The following is an 18543-nucleotide window of genomic DNA, read 5'->3' as shown; positions in this document are numbered from 1 at the left end:
ATGAACCTTGTACTGTTCGCCATCGTGTGCGGCATCGTTGCCGTACTCTATGGTTTCATTACCAGCCGCCAGGTTTTGGCCGCCCCTGCGGGCAATGCCAAAATGCAGGAAATCGCCGCCGCCATTCAAGAGGGCGCGCGTGCCTATCTCGGCCGGCAGTATCGCACCATCGCCTTTGTCGGCATCGTTGTTGCGATCATCGTCTTTGCGTTTCTCGGTACGATCTCAGCGGTCGGTTTCCTGATCGGATCGCTGCTTTCTGGCGCGGCCGGGTTCATCGGCATGAACATCTCTGTGCGCGCGAACGTCCGCACCGCCGAAGCTGCCCGCACCGGATTGCAGAACGGCCTGACCGTCGCATTCCGCGCAGGTGCGATTACCGGGATGCTGGTGGCGGGCCTCGCGCTGTTGGCGATCGCATGTTTCTTTTATTATCTGACACAGGTCGCCGGTCACTCTGTCGGCAACCCTGATGACCGCACCGTCGTCAACGGCCTCGTCGCTCTCGCATTCGGCGCATCGCTGATCTCGATCTTCGCGCGTCTCGGCGGCGGTATCTTTACCAAGGCAGCCGATGTCGGAGCCGATCTGGTCGGCAAGGTCGAAGCCGGAATCCCGGAGGACGACCCACGCAACCCGGCCGTTATCGCGGATAACGTCGGCGACAATGTTGGTGATTGCGCCGGTATGGCGGCCGATTTGTTTGAAACCTATGTTGTCACCGTCGGCGCGACCATGGTGTTGCTCAGCCTGCTTGTCCACGTCGCCAGCGATCAGCTTTATACGCTGATGAGCCTGCCGCTCGTTATCGGCGGCGTCTGCATCTTTACCTCTATCATCGGTACCTACATGGTCCGCCTCGGCAAGGGCCAGTCGATCATGGGCGCGCTGTACAAGGGCTTCTGGACGACCGCGATCCTGTCGGTTCCCGCTATCTATTTCGCCACGCACTATGTCCTGAAAGACATGAACGCAGTCATCGGCTCGACACCCAGCGGCGAAAGCGCAACCTTTACCGGAATGGCATTGTTCTGGTCGATGATGGTCGGTCTCGCCGTCACTGGCGCGTTGGTGTGGATCACCGAATATTACACCGGCACCAACTATCGTCCGGTTCGCAGCATCGCCAAGGCATCCGAAACCGGCCACGGCACGAACGTCATTCAGGGGCTGGCGATCAGCCTCGAATCGACGGCCATGCCGACACTGGTGATCGTTATCGGCATCATCGTCGCATTCAAACTGGCGGGACTGATCGGCATCGCATTCGCCGCAACCGCCATGCTGGCACTCGCCGGAATGGTTGTCGCGCTCGACGCTTATGGTCCCGTCACCGACAACGCAGGCGGCATCGCTGAAATGGCGGGCATGGAGGATGAAGTCCGCCATCGCACCGACGCACTCGATGCGGTCGGCAACACCACCAAAGCCGTTACCAAGGGTTATGCCATCGGTTCGGCTGGCTTGGCGGCGCTGGTGCTGTTTGCGGCGTACACAACCGATCTGGCGGAGTTCTTTCCGAACCTCATCGTCGATTTCAGCCTGAAAAACCCTTATGTCATCGTCGGGTTGCTGCTCGGCGCATTGCTGCCGTATCTGTTCGGAGCGATGGGCATGACCGCTGTCGGTCGTGCTGCCGGCGACGTCGTGAAAGACGTTCGCGCGCAGTTTGCCGAGAACAAGGGAATCATGGATGGCACGTCGAAGCCGGACTATGCTCGCACCGTCGATCTGGTGACAAAGGCGGCGATCAAGGAAATGATCATTCCGTCGCTGCTGCCGGTCTTGACCCCAATCGTGGTGTATTTCGTCATCACCGCAGTCGCTGGACAGGCCGAAGGGTTTGCTGCCCTTGGCGCGCTCTTGCTCGGCGTAATCGTCTCAGGCCTGTTCGTCGCTATATCGATGACCAGCGGCGGCGGTGCGTGGGATAACGCCAAGAAGTTCATCGAGGACGGCAACCACGGCGGCAAAGGGTCGGAGGCTCACAAGGCAGCCGTCACCGGCGATACCGTCGGCGATCCTTACAAGGACACAGCCGGGCCAGCGGTGAACCCGATGATCAAGATCACGAACATCGTCGCATTGTTGTTGCTCGCTGCTCTGGCCGCCCACGCCGGGGTCTGACACTCACGAACCTGAGCCCTCTCTCCTTCGTGAGAGAGGGCTTTTTACTTTAATGCCGCCTCCACCAACCCCGCACAATTCAGCGCTGCGGGAGCCGCGGTCGGAGCCTCTCTAGGCCCAATTCCCAGCGCCGACTTAAGCGACCGCCCGAGAACGCGCAACGCGCCCTTGGCCTTTGATTCTCCGGCATTGCCGATCCCTGCCACCGTGATCGACGGCGAACTCAGCGTACCGCCAATGCGAATAGGCTCGACGATCTTCAACGCGCTCGGATTCTTCGAACTCCCGCGCAGGGTCAGTGCAATCGTTTCTCCGTTCATCACAATCTGACCGCCTCCGTGCCCCACCGACGCACCGGTATCGATCGCGAGCGGGTTCGGCGTCAGGATACCGTTGCTTGCCCGAAAGTTCGCCACAAGGCAGCGCAGCGGCACCTTCGCCTGTTTGTCACGCAGTTGATGTTCGATCGCTCGCCCCAAATCCTGGCCCAGCACATCCGCAACCGTCGCCTTTACCGCGCCCGCCGTTGCCACCATTGCGACCCGGCCAGTCGCATGGCTCATCGCCTCACGCACTGTATCGCCCGACCCGGACACGATGATTCGTCCACGCACCGATCCGCTAACATCGTTCGGCTTGCCAACAGTTGTTTCGAGTGTTGCTCCCGAAAAGCGCAGGTTCAGCGACAGTTTCGGCGCGCCGCTGCGATGGTCGATCTGGGCGTCTCCGGTCAGCGCGCCCTGTAGCAGTCGCGCTGTAACGTCGGTGATCGTCACGCGGCGATTATCGAGCGTTAAGACACCCGACAGCGAGCGAAAAACCGAAGGAGTCTTGAACAGCAGCCGGTCGGCCGAGAAACGCACGACACCATCAGTCTTGCCAATCTTCGAAAGGTTAATCCGCGTCGTCGGCACGATCCGTGGTCCCAGCCGGGCCTTCAGTGCAGCAGCATCGCCCAGACCCTCTGCATCGGCAAGATCGTCGAAATCGAACTGGCTGGCGCGGATCGTGGCGTCGATTTTCGTCCGCCCGTCGCGTTTCAATACCGTTGCGCGTCCAGCGAAACGTGAGCGGCCCATCGATCCGGCAATACTGTCGATATACCAGTCACGCCCATCGTGCCGAACCGTGGCATTCAGGTCGATAGGCTGACTGCCGAACAGCCCGGCCTCTATCACCCGGTCGAGGTTTTTCAGCGTTGGCGCCTGAGCGTTGATAATAGCCTTGAACAGCCGTGTGTTGAGCACGCCCTCCATCGCACCCTTGGCTGCCAGATGAAGCGCGGGCGACGTCAGCGTCAGATCGAATGGATAAGGAGCCTTTGGGTCGATGTCCGCGATCGCCCCGCCCCGCGCCTCAAAATGCGCGGGTTTCCCAAGGAAGCTGCCATCCCCTGAAATCCGCAAGCCCGATCGCGCATCACCCTGCAACGGTCCTGCTATCGTCAGTCCGCGCTTGTCGTCCCGGAAAGAAAATTTTGCGTTCGTGATAATCAGGTCCGATAGTTTCGGCTGCGAACGGCTGGCATCGGGTGCGCGTTTTTTATCCGGCTCCCAGTTGGCGCGTCCGACCGCATTGCGCATGAGCGCCACCTTCAGTCCGTCGATGTGGACCCGCTCGGGTCGAAAGCCACCGGTCAACAAGGCAAAGACCGGCACGCGCACCTCCGCCGAGCTCAAGCGGACAAAGTCACCCGGCCCCACCCAATCCGGCTGCGCGATCCGAACGTCGCGTAACGCGATCGTTGGCGTGAAGGAAAACCAGCTATCACGGGTGATTGATCCGATATGGACGGGTGCGTGGACGGCGGAGGACAATCGCCCCTCGATAAAGCTGCGTGCGCTATCGACCGGAAAAGCGCCGATCCCAACAACAGCAACGACAGCAACTGCTCCAACGCTACCGCCAGCCCACAATCCAACGCGATGTGCGCGGGGCCATCGCGACGACCGTTCTGCCGTGCCCGTTTCGTTAGTCATCATCGCACGGCTTCCCTGTTCTTCCGCGTCACAACCAGCGGATCGCAGCTTTGTTGCGCAAGCTACATCAGTGCATTGATCTTCGCCGCCTTTCCTTTCGCGCCCTGTACAGCTAAGGGGACGGCGATTCTGCATTCCAACCAAGAGATTTGATGGCCAAGGAAGAACTCCTCGAAATGCGCGGCAGCGTTGTCGAACTGCTGCCCAACGCGATGTTTCGCGTGAAACTCGAAAACAACCACGAAGTGCTCGGTCACACGGCTGGCAAGATGCGCAAGAACCGCATCCGCGTACTCGTGGGCGACGAAGTGCTCGTCGAAATGACACCATACGACCTGACCAAGGGCCGGATAACGTATCGGTTCAAATAGTGCTGGGCAGCTTCAAATAGTGCCCGATGCTGTATCACGTTTGATTCTCGCTTCCGCTTCGCCGCGCCGTCTGGATCTGCTCGCGCGGATTGGCGTGGTTCCGGACGCGGTCGACCCGGCTGACATCAACGAATCGCCGCTTGCCGCCGAAATTCCGCGCCTTCACGTTCAGCGCCTTGCCGCTGCGAAGGCAGCCGCAGTTGCCGCGCGCCATCCGGGGGAAATAATTCTCGCCGCCGACACTGTTGTTGCAGCTGGTCGTCGCATCCTGCCCAAGGCAGATGACGAGGGCACCGCACACAAGTGCCTTACTTTGCTCTCCGGGCGCCGTCACCGCGTCCTGACCGCCGTTACGGTCATCGACGCCGCCGGAACCGCGCGGCACCGGCTGTCGGACACTATAGTCGCCTTTAAACCGCTGACCGCCGCAGAAATCGCTGCCTATCTCCGCACCAACGAATGGCAGGGCAAGGCGGGCGGCTATGCCATACAAGGCCGCGCTGAAGCATTCGTCCGTTTCCTGTCGGGCAGCCATTCCGGCGTCATCGGCCTTCCCCTGTTCGAAACCCGTGCCTTGCTCCTGACCGCAGGCATCCCGCTTGGCTGAGTGGCTTTACGAAGCTGGCATCGGAGAGGCGCGGGCTGCGCTGGTCGATGACGACGACGTAATTATCGAAGCTCATATCGAAGCCAACGGTGATACGCTCCGGGTCGGTCGGACAATTGACGTGCGCCTTGTCGAAAAACAGGCAGGCGGCACGCGCGGCATCGTCCGCTCGATCATCGGCAGTCACGAGGCCCTGATCGATCGCCTGCCCGCCGTCGATATGGGTCGCGCCTTCAATGTGACCGTCGTTCGAGAGGCAATCCCCGAACCCGGTGCAATCAAGCGCGCGAAGGTTCGCCTCGCGTCTGACAAAACGCCCGACACCGCACCCGACACCGGGGAAACACCCGGTCCCACTCTTTACGACCGAATCAAGGCAACCGGCATCACGGTGCGGACGCTGGCCCCACACGGTCCTGACCTCCTCGAATCAGCAGGATGGACCGAAACACTCGAGGAAGCGGCACGCGGCGAGATACGGTTTCCCGGTGGCGCGCTGCGTATCAGCCTGACACCTGCCATGACGCTCATCGACATAGACGGAGAACTGGCCCCTAATGCGCTGGCATTGGCGGGGGCCGATGCCGCCGGAGCCGCGATTCGCAGGTTGGGCATCGCGGGCTCCATCGGCATCGACTTCCCCACAGTCGCCGGAAAGGCCGAACGCCTTGCCATCGCCGAAGCAATCGACAGCCATATCCCACAGTCATTCGAACGCACTGCCGTCAACGGGTTCGGGTTTCTGCAAATCATCCGGCCTCGTCTTCGCGCTTCGTTATGCGAACAATTCCAATATGATGCCATCGAAAGCCACGCACGCGCGCTTCTGCGGCGTGCCCAGAGATCGGGGATCATCGGCGCGGCAGCTATCGTCGCGCACTTCAGAATCATTGCCGTTCTGGAGGCACAGCCGGACTGGATCGTCGCCCTGTCCGCTCACATAGGTGGCAGCGTCACCTTGCGCGGCGACGCGGCGCTCGCCATGTCCGCAGGCTATGCAACCAAAGCCAATTAAATCCACCTGCGCTGTTTGTGGTAAGCCGATCAGTCCTGTCCACACCCCTTTTGCAGTCAGGGATGCCGTGATCGCGACCTGCTGCAATGGCTCGGCGAAGGCTATAGAATCCCCGCTCCGATCGAAGACCCCGAAGATGGGCTAGACACCGACGGCAGGTCCCCTCTATAGGCCCGCCTTCGCGTTGCATCGCGAGTGCCCGGGTAGCTCAGTTGGTAGAGCATGCGACTGAAAATCGCAGTGTCGGCGGTTCGACCCCGTCCCCGGGCACCATTTTTCAATGCGTGTGCGAATGTCGGTTTTTCCGCGTAATTGCCATGACGACTGCGGTCGCACGACGGCGCACCGCCATCGGCGGCTACAGAAAATTAAAAATAATTTAATTTAGTGCTTGCGCATAACTATGCTGCAGTGCACAACGATGGAGCCTTTCAGGCATCCTCTCCTAAAACTTTTATGGGTCGCCCTCGGGCGGCCCTTTTTTTGTCCGACGGTGGCTATCTGCAATATACGCGGCTGGCAAGCTATTCTGCCAAGCCGCTGGTCTGGTTCAATGGCCGTGACCTTTCACCTTTGCCGTGCGTATATCTTCCCGATGCTTTTTGCCCGTGTCCGAAACTATCTGGCCGAAGAGGAATGGACGTTCGCGCCGCATGAGCGGGCGGCCATGCCGGGTTCACCCGCGTCGCCGTCGCACCCACTGGGGCGACAGCTTGCCTATGCCGGGATTGGCGTTCTGGTCGGCATCACCGGTGGTCTCGGCAATGCGCTGATCTCCGTCAACCTGACGACGCTTCAGGGATCGCTTGGGCTGGACCCTGGCGAAATTGCCTGGTTACCGACCGCCTATGTGATGACGAACGTGTCGATCAACCTGCTGATGATAAAATTTCGTCAGCAATATGGGTTGCGCCCGTTTACGATCATATTCCTGACGCTTTATGCGCTGCTGACCTTCGCTCATCTATTCGTCCGCGACTTTGCCTCTGCGATCGCGGTTCGCGCGGCTTCGGGCATGGCGGGAGCAGCGCTCTCTTCGCTATGTCTCTATTACATGATGCAGGCGCTTCCCGCGAAATGGCGGCTAAAGGGGCTGGTCCTCGGCATCGGCATTCCGCAATGCGCAATCCCGCTGGCACGCCTGTTTTCACCCGACCTGCTGGCCATGTCGCAATGGCGGGCGCTCTATCTATTCGAACTGGGGCTGGCGATGCTGTCACTTGCCGCAGTGAGCCTGCTGCGGCTGCCCCCCACCGAACGTAAGCCCGCCTTCGAGCCGATGGATTTCGTGACGTTCGCCCTGTGGGGGGGCAGCGTCGCACTGTTTGCGGCCGTGCTGGGAGAGGGGCGCATTGTGTGGTGGACATCGACCCCGTGGATCGGCTGGGCGCTAGTCGCGGCAATCCCGATGTTCGCCGCAGCCCTCGCAATCGAGCATAATCGCGCCAATCCGCTGCTCAATACACGCTGGCTGGGAAGCGCCGACATCGTGCGCTTTGCCATCGTCACGATCATGGCGCGGATCGTGCTGTCCGAACAAACCTATGGCGCAGTTGGGTTGTTGACGGTGCTGGGTCAGAACAACGACCAGATGCAGACCTTATTCGCGATTATCCTGATCGCGTCGGTGGCCGGGGTCGCGGCGAGTGCCATCACGCTGAACGTCGAAAAACTGACGCATCCGATCATGCTTTCGATCGGGCTGGTTGCCATCGCCGCTTATGCCGATTCCTATTCGACCAATCTGACGCGCGCGCCCGAACTTTATCTGACGCAAGCCGTGATCGCATTTTCGGCGACCTTCTTCCTCGGGCCAGCGCTGTTGTTCGGCATGAGCCGCGCATTGCAACAGGGCGCGGGCCACGTCATCAGTTTCATCGCACTGTTCGGTATCGTCAATTCGATCGGCGGGCTGGGTGGCTCGGCACTGCTCGGCACTTATCAAACAATTGCCGAAAAAGCGCACAGTGCCGCCATCGTGCAGTCGATCAGCCCAACCGACCCAATGGTCATGGCGCGCATCACGGCAGGCGGCTCTGCTGTCGGGCGTGTCTTGGGTGACAGCGCGCTTCGCAACGCACAGGGGGCGGCATTACTATCTCAGACTGCCACGCGTGAGGCCAATGTGCTGGCGTACAACGACACGTTCAGGCTCGTTGCGGTGCTCGCCGCGCTGACCACCGTTTACCTTGCACTGTTGCTGATGCGCCGAAGCTATCGCGAACGGCGCGCGGCGAGGCTAGAGACAGTTAGATGAACGATTCGTCCACCCCGGCGACAGGCGCGCCGCCAGCCGCGCCTGTCGTCGTTCCAGTCTCGCCAACACCGGCGACTGAAGAGCGCCTCGCCGATGCGAACGCGCCGGTGGGATCGGGATGGCGACCGCCGCGCGCATCGCGGAACACCATTATTGTCACCGTCTTCTTCGCAATCGCGGGCATGGCGGTGGTGCTTGCAGCTTGGCGCCTGCCGCCGTTTGCCAATGACATCCAGTCCACGGACAATGCCTATGTCCGGGGCAGAACGACCGTAATCAGCCCACAGGTCAGCGGTTATGTCACCGCAGTCCTCGTCCGCGATTTCGATGATGTAAAAGCGGGCCAGCCGCTCGTACAAATCGACGACCGCATCTATCGCCAGCGTTTCGAACAAGCAGGCGCGCAGGTCGCCAATCAGGAAGCCACGCTGGCCAATGCCGATCAAGCCGCCCGGTCGAGGGCCGCCAGTCTTGAGGCACAAGAGGCTTCGGTTGCCAACGCCAATGCACAATTGCAGCGTGCGCAGGCCGATATGAACCGCGTCAACGACCTTGTGACCGACGGTTCGGTCAGCCTGCGTGAACGCGACCAGACGCTCGCCGCACTCCGTCAGGCACAGGCAGGCGTGCTTCAGGCAAAGGCGGCGCGCGACATCGCCACTCAGGATATCCGCACGGTAAAAGTCGGACGTGGTGGTCAGCAGGCTGGCGTCACGGGCGCTCAGGCAGCGCAGCGGCTTACCCAGATCGATCTGGAAAACACCGTCATTCGCGCACCCGAGAGCGGGCGGCTGAGCGAGGTCGGGGTGCGGCTCGGTCAATATGTCACCGCCGGGTCGCAACTGATGTTTCTGGTGCCACCCGAGACCTGGGTGATCGCGAATTTCAAGGAATCGCAGACTGCGCGCATCGTTGTCGGTCAGCCCGCCAGCTTTACCGTCGATGGGCTTGGCAATGCACGGCTGACCGGCAAGGTCGAAAAGATTTCACCGGCCGCCGGTTCTGAATTCTCCGTATTGAAATCAGACAATGCGACCGGCAATTTTACCAAGGTGCCGCAGCGCATCGCCGTCCGCATCCGGGTGGACCCCGATCAGTCGCTGTATCAGCGCCTGCGTCCCGGCATGTCGGTACAGGCGCGCGTCGATACTGCCGGTGGACCGCGCATCAGATGAAGGCACTGGCGGGAACGCTGATCGTGGGGCTGGCGATTGCCGGCTGCGCGGGACCGCGCTCGCAGACTCCGGTCGCCGCAGCCGTTGCGCCACCTCCGGCATGGCGAACGGCTCTTGGAAACGGGCAACCAATACGCGCAGACTGGTGGGTGGCGTTCGGCGATCCCGTTCTGACGGAACTTGTAGAACGCGCGCTGACAAATAATCCCGACCTGAGCGCCGCCGCCGCTCGGGTCGAGGAGGCGCGCGCACAAGAACGCCTGTCGCGCGCTCAATTGCTGCCCAATATCAGCGCCGGTGCCGGAGCATCGGAGGCGCGTGCGCTGGACCCATTCGGCAATGCGGAAACCAGTCCGGGCGCACAGCCGACGATTGAGGCAAGCTATGACATCGACCTGTTCGGACGTTTACGCGCTGCCAACGCCGCGACCCGCGCGCAGTTGCTGGCGAGCGAGGGCGCGCGCGATACGGTGCGGCTGGGAATCGTAAGCAGCGTCGCCACGGGATATATAACGCTGCGCGCGCTCGATTCACGGCTGCTCGTCGCACGCGACACATTGGCGGCACGGGGCGAAGCACTCCGCATTGCGCGGCGACGGGCAGAGACCGGCTACACCTCGCGGCTCGAACTGCATCAGGCCGAGGGCGAATATCACGCGACCGAGCAATTGATTCCGCAAGCAGAGCTGAGCATCGAGCGGCAGGAAAATGCGCTGCGGGTCTTGCTGGGCGACGTTCCGGCGACAGTGATGCGCGGCGTTGCGCTCGAAAACTTCGCGACGCCCGCTATTCCCGATGGCTTGCCTGCCGACCTGTTACGTCGCCGCCCCGACCTGTATCAGGCGGAACAAAATTTGGTAGCGGCTGACCGATCTCTGGATAGTGCACGGCGCGCTTTCCTGCCGAACATCAGCCTCACCGGATCGGTCGGCCTTGTAATTTCCACCCTGTTGCCGGGTTCAGATTCGGTCGGGGTGTTCTCTATCGGGGGCAGCATCCTGCAACCAATCTTCGACGGCGGACGCCTGCGCGCGCAACAAGGCATTGCCGCCTCGCGGCGCGATCAGGCGGCGTTCGCCTATCGCCGCGCTGCACTCAACGCGTTTCGTGAAGTCGATGACAGCCTGACGGGCGTACTTCGTTCGGGTCAGCAGGCGGTAGCACTGGCCGGGCAACGCGATGCGCTCGCGGCGGCGCTGCGTAATGCGTCGAACCGTTATCGTGCCGGATATTCGTCCTACCTCGATCAATTGGATACGCAGCGCGGCTTGCTGACCGCCGAACTTGCACTTGTACAGGCACGAGCCGACCGGCTGAATGCCTATGTAACTTTATATCAGGCATTCGGCGGCGGCTGGTCGTCGGATGACGTGCGGGCGACCAGTCGTTAAGGGAAATTGCTGAAATGAACCTGAAAATCTACACTGGAATTTTGCTCGCGTTCGCGGCCACAGCGACCATCGGCGCTGCGCCCGCGCCGGGAGTATTGCAGATAGAGGTCGGCAATGTGCGTGCACAGACCGGCTCCGTTCATGCCGACATCTGCACCGAAGCGCAGTTTCTGAAAGATTGCTCGCGATCGGCCGATGCGCCAGCAAAATATGGCACAACCACGCTGACTCTGACCGGCCTGCGACCCGGCCGCTATGCCGTTCAAGTTTATTACGACCAGAACGGCAATCATAAGGTCGATCGCGCGCTGTTCGGCGTACCGAAAGAAGGCGTCGGTTTCTCGAACGATGCCAAGATCCGCTTTGCGCCGCCAAAATGGGAAGAGGCGGCGTTCGACTATGACGGGCATTCACGCACGATCCGGCTGAAGCTGCGTTATTTCAGCGGTCCCGACGGACCAAATCCAGCCAAATGATTTCGGTTCAGATTCTAAGACTGGTCGGGATCAGCGTGCGGCGTCCATTCGTCGTATTGCTGCTCTGCCTCGCGTTCGTTGCGGGCGGGCTGACCTATGCCATCGGCGGCTTTGCGATGACGACCGATACCGGCGCGCTGATTTCGCCCAACGTCGACTGGCGCAAAAACGAGAAAGCGGTGGAAACGGCGTTCCCGCACCTGACCGATGCGATGCTGGTGATCGTGGATGGCAAGACACCCGAACTGGCCGAAGCCGCCACGATCAAGCTTACCGATCGGCTGACCACCGACACCGCGCATTTCCGGCTGGTGCGCAGGCCCGACGGCGGCATGTTCTTCGATCGCGAAGGCTTATTGTACGGATCGACCGCAGAGGTAAAAGCCGCCACCGCGTCGCTGATCGAGGCACAACCGCTGCTCGGACCGCTGGCGGGCGACCCGTCGTTGCGGGGTGTGGCGAACGCGGTATCCACGATGCTGACAGGGGTTGAGAACGGCTCGGCCTCGCTCAGCCAGATCGCAGAGCCGGTGCGTGCGATGCAGGTCAGTCTCGACCAGTCGATGCAGGGTAAACCCGCGACGTTTTCGTGGCAGCAGTTGTTTGCGAAGGGCGGCTCCCCCGCTGCCCCGCTTCGTCGACTGATCCTTGTCCAGCCCAAACTCGACTATGGCTCGCTTGAACCCGGCAATGTCGCGGTCGCCGCAATCGCTGCCCATGCCGCCGCACTCGGTCTCGATCCGGCACATGGCGTGTCGGTACGCGCGACGGGCGAAGTCCCGCTCGCCGACGAAGAGTTCGCCAGCCTTGAGGAGAATATCGGCTTCGTCGGTTTCATCATGGCCGCAGCAATGCTGGTCACGCTCTGGCTGGCAACGCGGTCACTGAAAATTGTCGCCGCGATCGTCGTGACCATTGTTGCCGGACTGATCGTGACGACTGCCGTCGGGTTGCTCGCCGTCGGCACGCTCAACCTCATCTCGGTCGCGTTCATCCCCCTGTTCGTTGGCCTCGGTGTCGATTTCGGCATCCAGATCAGCGTGCGTTTCAACGCCGAACGGCTGGATGGCGCAACGGGCGACGAGGCCCTGAAACGCGCCACCGTCGCGCTGGCCGCACCGTTGACACTTGCGGCGGGTGCGGTGTTCCTCGGCTTCGGCGCGTTCCTGCCGACCGATTATATCGGCATTTCGGAATTGGGGATTATCGCGGGGCTGGGCATGGTAATTGCGCTGATCCTCAGCCTCACCATGCTCCCGGCATTGCTGGTATTGTTCAAACCCGGCGCACCGACACGCGAAGTCGGCTTCAGCGCGGCGGCCCCCGTCGATCGCTGGCTCGTCAGACATCGTCGCGCCGTCCTTTGGGCGTTCGCGCTGTCGATGCTGGCGAGCATCGCCGCGCTGCCGTTCGTACGTTTCGACTTCAATCCGCTGCATCTGCGCAATCCCGATGGCCCCGCAATGCGCGCGCTCGCCGACCTGATGCGCGATCCGCTGCGCACACCGAACACGGTCAACATACTCGCCGCCAGTCCCGAACAGGCAGCGGCGCTTGTCAAACGTCTGTCTGCGCTACCGGAGGTTGCGGAGGCCATCACCGTGGACAGCTTCGTTCCGACCGATCAGCCCGCAAAGCTTGCGCTAATCGAGGACGCGTCGCTGTTACTGGATGCGACGATCAACCCATTCGATCTGACCCCGCCCCCGACCGACACCGAAAGCGCCGCCGCCCTCGCTTCCGCTGCAATTCAGCTTCATCGCGTGGCCGCAACGCAAACCGGGCAGCCAGCCAACGACGCGCGGGCTTTGGCTCAAACTTTCGACCGCCTCGCCAAATCCTCCCCCGCAGCTCGCAGCCGGGCCAGCAATCTCCTCGTCGCGCCGCTGACAACCATGCTCGATCAGGTTCGCGCCTCGCTGACCGCCGAACCTGTCACGCGTGCCTCTCTCCCGCCCGAAATCGCCGGAGACTGGGAGGCAAAGGATGGCCGCGCGCTCATCCAGGTGTTCCCGCGGGGCGACAGCAACGACAACCGCGTCCTCGCCCGCTTCACTCAAAGCGTCCGCGCCATCGCGCCCAACGCAACCGGGTTGCCCGTTGCCACGCAGGAGGCAGCGAAAACTGTCGCCTTTGCCTTCATTCAAGCAGGCATAATCGCCCTGCTCCTCGTCAGCTTGTTACTGTTCGTCGTGCTGCGCAACGTCCGCGAGGTCGCCTTTACGCTCGCGCCAGTGGTCTTGTCGGGCTTCCTCACGCTCGGCACCTGCGTGTTGATCGGACAGCCCATCAACTTCGCCAACATCATCGCCTTCCCGTTGTTGTTCGGCGTCGGGGTGGCGTTCCATATCTATTTCGTGATGGCATGGCGGGGGGGGCGACCGACCTCCTGCAATCGAGCCTTGCCCGCGCCGTCCTGTTCAGCGCGATAGCCACGGGCAGCGCCTTCGGCAGCCTGTGGCTATCGCATCATCCCGGCACCGCCAGCATGGGCAAAATCCTGATGATCTCGCTCGCGTGGACACTCGTCTGCGCATTGATCTTCGAACCCGCCCTGCTCGGCCCGCCGCGCGGAAAGTCCGAACCCGTCAAGGCTTAGGATTGGGCTCCGGGTCAGTCGGGGTTGTGTCGAAAACATCAGGCTGTGCGGACGACACCGCCTCATCGGTCGGTGCTTCCGGATCGACCAGCGGATCGTCCAGCGCTCCACCGGTTTTGCCATGACGAACCTCCGCCACTTCGGCGGCGCGGCTTTGCAGATATACCGACCGCAATGTCGCATAGGGGTCCGCCGCCCCGCTCAGCAGAGCCTTCAAATCGCCGTCGGATTCGACGCGCTGATCCAGTCCGTCCAGCGCGATATAGGGCAGCACGAACGCGGTCCTGTTGAACGGATCGCCGACCGCAAGGGGCAGAATACCGCCATCGGCCTGTCCCCCGATCAGATCGCGAAAATCGGTCGGCCCGATCAGTGGGATAAACAAATACGGTCCCGGCCCGACCCCATAGCGGCCCAGCGTATTGCCAAAGCCATTGTCGCGGTGCGGCAGTTTCTCACCCTTCGCGACATCGATAACACCGCCCACACCCAGCACTGTATTGATCGTGAACCGTCCGAACGTCCGCACCGCGCGCTTCGGTTTCAGTTGCAGAACATCGTTCAGGAACACGACCGGTTCGGTCAGGTTCGAAATCACATGCCTGACCCCGGTCCGAACGACCTTTGGCACGACCGCCTTGTACGCCATCGCGACCGGCCGAAAGAATATCCGGTCGAGAAATTGATGGACGGAAAACAACCCGCGATTAACGCCCTCGATCGGGTCACCCGGCGTATGGTTGTGACGGGGACGCGCTTTTACAGGATCGGAAGCGATAGCCGCTGGCGATGTTTGAGCTAGTGGAGGGGTTTGAACCGATGGAGCGCGCGCAAGCACCTGCGCGCCCACGCCCGCCGGGGTCGCCAGCAAGACTGCGGCGATCAGGCCGCGCTTCACTTCGGGATAAATCAGCGCGCTGCCTTTGCCGATAGCTGGTCGAGGTGCGCGATCAACGCCTTTGCACCCCCGATCGATACGATCCGTGCAAAATCCGAACGCCGTGTCGCCAACTGGCTGATCGAGTTCTGGTAAAAGATATCGATGACGCGCCAGCTTCCACCGCTCTGCCGCAACCGATAGGCGAGTTGGGTCGGATTGCCCTTCGGCGCTTTTAGCACTGTCTTGACCAACCGGTCGCTGCCCCGCGTTTCAACCTTTGGATCGATGGTGAAAACTTCGCCCGACCAGCCATCGAAATTACCGGCATATTGCGCGATCGTCGATCGGCGAAACGCCATGATCAGCGCGGTCTTGTCGCCTTCGGTCATGCTCGTCCAGGCCGGGCCGACCGACAGCCGCGTCATCGCTGGAATATCAAACACCTGATCAACAACCGGCCCGATCTGCGCGGCGCGACCGGCAAAGCCCATTGCCTTGCCGCCCTTCATAATCGCGGTCAGCCCGTTATCGAGCGACCGGATCGACGCACTGGCGGGATCTTCGCTGACCGGCAGAACTGCGTGCGTCACAGCAGGTGAAATCGCCAGCGTCAGGATAGGCAGGGTGAGAACCAAGCCAACGGCTCGAAAGGAAACAGACATCGATCAGCTCCGAATTGCAGGGGTTTGGCGTATATCGGGCACCAGCGTTTCGTTCCAGCCCGCTACACACATCAGAAAACACCATCACAACGCGCAACCCGGCCTATTTGCCGCTTTTTCTTATGGTGCAGTGCGGCTAATAGAGGTTGAACGTCTTATCTGGGGCCATATATCGGGTTTCCATCTTTCCGGCCACGGGGATGAAAGGACAGTATTTGCAAGTCATCCTCGCCAAGCCCCGCGGCTTTTGTGCCGGCGTTGTCCGCGCGATCGAAATCGTCGAACGCGCGATCGAAAAATATGGCGCGCCCGTCTATGTCCGTCACGAAATCGTGCATAATCAACACGTCGTAAACACGCTCCGTCGCAAGGGCGCGGTGTTTGTCGATCATCTTTCCGAAGTCCCCCCGGCACGATGACGGTGTTCAGCGCGCATGGCGTTCCCCGGAGCGTGGAAGAGGAAGCAAAAGCGCGCGGCCTCCCCGTCCTCGATGCCACCTGCCCACTCGTGACAAAGGTGCATTTGCAGGGTCGTCGATACGGTAACACCGGTCGCACGCTCGTGATGATCGGGCATCATGGTCATGCAGAGGTCGAAGGAACCGTCGGTCAGGTCGGCGTTCCCGTTCACCTGGTAGAATCGGTGGAGGATGTTGCGGCCCTCGCTATCCCTACCGATTCGCCGATCGCCTATATCACCCAGACGACGCTCAGCGTGGATGACACGCGGGACGTTATCACCGCTCTGAACACGCGTTTCGACGATGTGCTGGGACCGAACATCTCTGAAATTTGCTACGCCACACAAAACCGTCAGACCGCCGTGCGCGATCTGTGCCGGGTTGCTCAGGTGCTGCTGGTGGTCGGATCGCCAAACAGCTCCAATTCCAGCCGGTTGAGAGAGATTGGTGTCGCCGAAGGACTTCCGAGCTATCTCGTTGCGGATGGTGACGCGCTGGACCCCGCATGGTTCGACGGTATCGAAGCGATCGGCCTGACGGCTGGAGCGTCGGCACCCGACGAACTGGTCGAAAGCGTGATCGCGGCATTGCGCCGGATGGGCCCGGTAACGGTCTCGCAACTCGACGGGGTTGAGGAAAATCTGGAATTCGGTCTCCCACGTGAGCTAAGGGACGTTTCAATGCGGTCGACGCCAAGCCCGGTGCCCGTGCAAGAAATCGCAGAATAGGACTTCATCGATGAGCCTTCCCCTTTCGCAGCTTTTTCGGCTGGGCAGTTACGCAGTTAAACAGCACTTCAAGGGCGGCAAATACCCGCTTGTCCTGATGCTGGAGCCGCTGTTCCGCTGCAATCTCGCCTGCGCGGGTTGTGGCAAGATCGACTATCCCGATCCGATCCTGAATCAGCGCCTGAGCTATGATCAGTGCATGGAAGCGATTGACGAATGTGGCGCGCCCGCCGTCTCGATCGCGGGCGGCGAACCGCTGCTGCACAAGGATATGCCGCGCATCGTCGAAGGTTTCCTGAAGAAAAAGAAGTTCGTCATCCTGTGCACCAACGCGCTGCTGATGAAGAAAAAGATCGACGACTATAAGCCGGATCCGGGTTTTACATGGTCGATCCACCTCGATGGCGACAAGGGGATGCACGACCATGCCGTTTGTCAGGACGGCGTTTACGACGTCGCCTATGAAGCGATCGAACTTGCCAAGGCCAAGGGCTTTCGCGTTCAGGTCAATTGCACGGTGTTCGAAGGTGCCTCGTCCGAACGGCTCGCCGGGTTCTTCGACACGATGCAGGAAATGGGCGTCGAGATCACGATTTCGCCGGGTTACGCCTATGAGCGCGCCGCCGATCAGGACCATTTCCTGAACCGCCAGAAAACTCGCCAGTTCTTTCGCGACGTGTTCAAGCGCGGCGATGGTGGCAAGGCGTGGACGTTCACCAACTCGCCATTGTTCCTCGATTTCCTCGCAGGCAACCAGACCTATGAATGCACGCCCTGGTCGATGCCGCTGCGCACCGTTTTTGGCTGGCAAAAGCCGTGCTACCTGATCGGCGAAGGCTATGTTTCGTCTTTCAAGGAGCTGATGGAAGGCACCGAGTGGGACAAATATGGTGTCGGCAAATATGAAAAATGCGCCGACTGCATGGTCCATTGCGGGTTCGAAGGGACCGCCGCCACCGATGCTCTGCGCCACCCGCTGAAAATCCTGAGCGTCGGTCGCAAGGGTATTCGCACCGATGGCCCGATGGCACCCGATATCGACCTGAGTCACCAGCGCCCGACCGAGGACGTGCATTCCTCACACGTCGAGCGCGAACTCGCCAAAATCAAGCTCGCCAATCCCACCGCGTCCAAGCACGTCGTGGCAGCGCTCTAAACTCCGAAACGCCCGCCCCGCGCTCACTCCGGTTCGGATGAGCGCGGGAAGCTGGGCGGGATTGCGCACGAGCGAGGCCAGCACCGCCCCCAGCGCCATTTCGCCATCGGGCTGCATCCCGATCAGCGCGGCGGGAGGCAACGCCTCAGTCGCAGTATCCGAAATCACCCGTAACGCCGCAAAAGGCAGGCCGTGACGCGCAGCCACGCGCGCGGCAATATGCGATTCCATATCCACCGCCAGCGCACCGGTTTTCTGAAAAAGCGCCTGCTTCGCCGCAACTGTCGCCACAATCGCATCGCTGCCGATCACCCTGCCGACCCGCGCACCCGGCAATATTTTCCGCAGAACTTCGACGAGATCACCGTCGATCACCACGTCGCCCGCCTTCAGCGTGTGATCGACCGCTCCTGCAATTCCGCTCGACAGGATTGCCTGCACACCGTGGATTCCCATGGCCTGCATATGAACCCGCTTCCCTGAGCTTGTCGAAGGGCTGCTCTGCTCGCTCCTCTGCCCAAAGGGCGGGAAACGAAGTTCTTTACCCGAAGCTATCAAGGCCTCAAGCTCTGCCTCCAACCGCGCCGCATCTCCGCCGCCAATAACAACGGTCCCGTTGCGCGCCATGACCCGCGCCTCTCGTTGCAATCCGCACGCGA

Annotated in this window: 13 protein-coding genes, 1 tRNA gene and 3 pseudogenes; 13 read left to right on the top strand and 4 right to left on the bottom strand. The window is 61.2% G+C overall.

The window, feature by feature from the left end; translation table 11 throughout:
- A complete protein-coding gene (locus tag D3Y57_RS13980) occupies nucleotides 1-2127 on the top strand; it encodes a sodium-translocating pyrophosphatase (protein ID WP_121153548.1) in 2127 nt (708 codons plus the stop codon).
- Nucleotides 2128-2171: 44 nt separating this feature from the next.
- Here D3Y57_RS13980 and D3Y57_RS13975 read toward each other — a convergent pair whose 3' ends face one another.
- On the bottom strand, nucleotides 2172-4109 hold the full coding sequence (locus D3Y57_RS13975; protein ID WP_239025845.1) for an AsmA family protein: 1938 nt from the start codon (nucleotides 4107-4109) through the stop codon (nucleotides 2172-2174).
- A 149-nt stretch (nucleotides 4110-4258) separates the two neighbouring features.
- On the opposite strand from D3Y57_RS13975, the gene infA reads away from it, so the two are divergent.
- From infA to hpnN, 10 genes and pseudogenes are all read left to right on the top strand, one after another.
- The gene (infA, locus tag D3Y57_RS13970) at nucleotides 4259-4477 is read left to right on the top strand and encodes a translation initiation factor IF-1 (RefSeq protein WP_121153546.1); all 219 of its coding nucleotides are present in this window, start codon (nucleotides 4259-4261) and stop codon (nucleotides 4475-4477) included.
- 19 nt (nucleotides 4478-4496) lie between these two features.
- Complete coding sequence (locus tag D3Y57_RS13965) at nucleotides 4497-5084, top strand: Maf family protein (RefSeq protein ID WP_121153544.1); 588 nt, start codon at nucleotides 4497-4499, stop codon at nucleotides 5082-5084.
- On the top strand, nucleotides 5077-6099 hold the full coding sequence (locus D3Y57_RS13960; RefSeq protein ID WP_121153542.1) for a ribonuclease: 1023 nt from the start codon (nucleotides 5077-5079) through the stop codon (nucleotides 6097-6099). The genes D3Y57_RS13965 and D3Y57_RS13960 overlap by 8 nt, the downstream gene beginning before the upstream one ends.
- A pseudogene (locus D3Y57_RS13955) lies at nucleotides 6080-6270 on the top strand (DNA gyrase inhibitor YacG). Before D3Y57_RS13960 ends, D3Y57_RS13955 begins: the two are co-directional and overlap by 20 nt.
- A gap of 26 nt (nucleotides 6271-6296) precedes the next feature.
- Nucleotides 6297-6372 (top strand) — tRNA-Phe (locus D3Y57_RS13950).
- Nucleotides 6373-6652: 280 nt separating this feature from the next.
- Nucleotides 6653-8356, top strand: coding sequence for an MFS transporter (locus D3Y57_RS13945; protein WP_239025844.1), 1704 nt, complete (start codon nucleotides 6653-6655; stop codon nucleotides 8354-8356).
- Nucleotides 8353-9531: an HlyD family secretion protein gene (locus D3Y57_RS13940; protein WP_121153537.1), complete on the top strand. Its 1179-nt coding sequence runs from the start codon at nucleotides 8353-8355 to the stop codon at nucleotides 9529-9531. The genes D3Y57_RS13945 and D3Y57_RS13940 overlap by 4 nt, the downstream gene beginning before the upstream one ends.
- A complete protein-coding gene (locus tag D3Y57_RS13935; RefSeq protein ID WP_121153535.1) occupies nucleotides 9528-10922 on the top strand; it encodes an efflux transporter outer membrane subunit in 1395 nt (464 codons plus the stop codon). Before D3Y57_RS13940 ends, D3Y57_RS13935 begins: the two co-directional genes overlap by 4 nt.
- A gap of 14 nt (nucleotides 10923-10936) precedes the next feature.
- Entirely contained in the window at nucleotides 10937-11398 is a 462-nt protein-coding gene (locus tag D3Y57_RS13930; RefSeq protein ID WP_121153533.1) for a DUF2141 domain-containing protein, read from the top strand.
- Nucleotides 11395-13997: pseudogene (gene hpnN / locus D3Y57_RS13925) on the top strand (hopanoid transporter HpnN). Before D3Y57_RS13930 ends, hpnN begins: the two are co-directional and overlap by 4 nt.
- Here the strand turns inward: hpnN and D3Y57_RS13920 are convergent.
- Entirely contained in the window at nucleotides 13987-14895 is a 909-nt protein-coding gene (locus D3Y57_RS13920; RefSeq protein ID WP_239025843.1) for an MlaA family lipoprotein, read from the bottom strand. The pseudogene hpnN and the gene D3Y57_RS13920 sit on opposite strands and share 11 nt — an antisense overlap.
- 11 nt (nucleotides 14896-14906) lie before the next feature.
- Entirely contained in the window at nucleotides 14907-15539 is a 633-nt protein-coding gene (locus D3Y57_RS13915) for an ABC transporter substrate-binding protein (RefSeq protein WP_121153529.1), read from the bottom strand.
- A 200-nt stretch (nucleotides 15540-15739) separates the two neighbouring features.
- On the opposite strand from D3Y57_RS13915, the pseudogene ispH reads away from it, so the two are divergent.
- Both ispH and hpnH read left to right on the top strand, forming a co-directional pair.
- Nucleotides 15740-16728, top strand: a pseudogene (gene ispH, locus D3Y57_RS13910) (4-hydroxy-3-methylbut-2-enyl diphosphate reductase).
- A 10-nt stretch (nucleotides 16729-16738) separates the two neighbouring features.
- Nucleotides 16739-17884: an adenosyl-hopene transferase HpnH gene (gene hpnH, locus D3Y57_RS13905; protein ID WP_121153527.1), complete on the top strand. Its 1146-nt coding sequence runs from the start codon at nucleotides 16739-16741 to the stop codon at nucleotides 17882-17884.
- Here the strand turns inward: hpnH and D3Y57_RS13900 are convergent.
- Nucleotides 17807-18511: a phosphorylase family protein gene (locus D3Y57_RS13900; RefSeq protein WP_121155952.1), complete on the bottom strand. Its 705-nt coding sequence runs from the start codon at nucleotides 18509-18511 to the stop codon at nucleotides 17807-17809. The genes hpnH and D3Y57_RS13900 overlap by 78 nt on opposite strands.
- Nucleotides 18512-18543 lie beyond the last annotated feature (32 nt).

It is taken from the genome of Sphingomonas paeninsulae (assembly GCF_003660165.1).
Classification (GTDB): domain Bacteria; phylum Pseudomonadota; class Alphaproteobacteria; order Sphingomonadales; family Sphingomonadaceae; genus Sphingomonas_O; species Sphingomonas_O paeninsulae.
Note: the sequence above shows the minus strand (reverse complement) of the source record. Positions and strands in the feature narration are given on the sequence as shown.

Bases quoted from the DNA above. Each gene is read 5' to 3' on its own strand.
- D3Y57_RS13980 (WP_121153548.1), top strand. From the start codon at position 1: ATGAACCTTGTACTGTTCGCCATCGTGTGCGGCATCGTTGCCGTACTC.
- D3Y57_RS13975 (WP_239025845.1), bottom strand. From the start codon at position 4,109: ATGATGACTAACGAAACGGGCACGGCAGAACGGTCGTCGCGATGGCCC.
- infA (WP_121153546.1), top strand. From the start codon at position 4,259: ATGGCCAAGGAAGAACTCCTCGAAATGCGCGGCAGCGTTGTCGAACTG.
- D3Y57_RS13945 (WP_239025844.1), top strand. From the start codon at position 6,653: ATGGCCGTGACCTTTCACCTTTGCCGTGCGTATATCTTCCCGATGCTT.
- D3Y57_RS13940 (WP_121153537.1), top strand. From the start codon at position 8,353: ATGAACGATTCGTCCACCCCGGCGACAGGCGCGCCGCCAGCCGCGCCT.
- D3Y57_RS13935 (WP_121153535.1), top strand. From the start codon at position 9,528: ATGAAGGCACTGGCGGGAACGCTGATCGTGGGGCTGGCGATTGCCGGC.
- D3Y57_RS13930 (WP_121153533.1), top strand. From the start codon at position 10,937: ATGAACCTGAAAATCTACACTGGAATTTTGCTCGCGTTCGCGGCCACA.
- D3Y57_RS13915 (WP_121153529.1), bottom strand. From the start codon at position 15,539: ATGTCTGTTTCCTTTCGAGCCGTTGGCTTGGTTCTCACCCTGCCTATC.
- hpnH (WP_121153527.1), top strand. From the start codon at position 16,739: ATGAGCCTTCCCCTTTCGCAGCTTTTTCGGCTGGGCAGTTACGCAGTT.
- D3Y57_RS13900 (WP_121155952.1), bottom strand. From the start codon at position 18,511: ATGGCGCGCAACGGGACCGTTGTTATTGGCGGCGGAGATGCGGCGCGG.